Origin of the sequence: Vibrio crassostreae (assembly GCF_041439375.1) — a bacterium.
Lineage (GTDB): Bacteria > Pseudomonadota > Gammaproteobacteria > Enterobacterales > Vibrionaceae > Vibrio > Vibrio crassostreae_D.
In genome coordinates this window covers 1-1,136 of record NZ_JBGONY010000141.1, presented here as the reverse complement: position 1 = coordinate 1,136, position 1,136 = coordinate 1, and the positions used below count along the sequence as shown (strand labels likewise).

Genomic DNA, 1,136 nt, shown 5'->3' with positions numbered 1-1,136 from the left:
TATCGCCCAAACTGGTTAAATTTTAACAGTGACAACTATCCTGCCAGAGGGGGTTATATATCGCTTTAGGTTGATGTCTTGCTAAGACCCTTAGTTGATACGGCAAAGTGAAGGTCACCATGAAATAGTGAATAGGTAACCGCTTTTGCTGCTGACGTTGAAGCCAATCAGCGGTGGTGCGTTGTTGGCACTGAGGGCAATGACGATGACCACAAGAAAGCGGTAATCGGTCATCGTGATGACAGTGACTGCAGAACCATTGTGAGCGACCTTGTTGCTCTGTTTTGCAACGGAGCATCGCCCCAATGGCTCGATGCATATCGCCATTCATCTGCGCATAATCGTGACGTTTAAGCGCAGAGTGATGTTGGCGAAGCAGTTCAATAAAGGTACTCATGTAATGCTCCACGTTAAGTCTAGAGCATCAGTTAAATGGTTGATGGCCATTGCCGCATCGCGTTGTTTTAGCGTAGTCATTCGGGTGTAACGAGCCGTGGTATTAAGGCTTGCATGACCCAGTAGCGTTTGCAGTGAACGCAGGTCTAACCCTTGCTCAAGTAAGTGCGTCGCGAAGCAATGTCTAAGTGAGTGGGGGCTGGCGTGTTTTTGGATTCCGCACTCTTTGAGTACAAGTTTCATGGTTTTTTGAATACCGCCACGATCCATGGGGGTGTCGCGACATGTACCAAGGCCAGGGAATAAGTAGTAAGGGTGCTTATGGGTAAGCCAATGCACGCGAAGAGCTTTAAGCGTTCGCTGCGGAAGCGGCACCATTCGGTCTTTTCCGCCTTTTCCTTCCCGTATGTGAACGCGCATGGTTTGGCTGTCGATATCGTGAACCGTGAGGTTCAGTCCTTCACCAAGGCGCAACCCCATGCTGTACAGAGTAAGAAAAAACACTTGATAACGTGTCTGTCGAGTGTGGCTAATCAGCGAGCTGACTTGTTGCGGTGTCAGTATGTCGGGCAGTCGTTTTACTTGTGGCGGCTTGACGATATTGAGCCATTCCCACTGTTTATCGAGCGTGTAGCGATAGAAAAACTGCAAGCCATTACGATCGAGTTTTATGGTGCTCCACGAATGGGTTTGAATAAGAGACGCGAAGAACTGTTTGAGGTCAGAGGTCGTTAATGTAT

At 48.5% G+C, this 1,136-nt stretch carries 1 protein-coding gene and 1 pseudogene; both read right to left on the bottom strand.

What is annotated here, in order from left to right; genetic code table 11:
- Window positions 1–40 precede the first annotated feature (40 nt).
- A pseudogene (locus ACED45_RS24040) lies at window positions 41–397 on the bottom strand (transposase zinc-binding domain-containing protein); the annotation flags it as partial.
- On the bottom strand, window positions 394–1,136 hold a 743-nt coding region (locus ACED45_RS24035; protein ID WP_371715212.1), incomplete at its 5' end, for a tyrosine-type recombinase/integrase. The pseudogene ACED45_RS24040 and the gene ACED45_RS24035, both read right to left, overlap by 4 nt.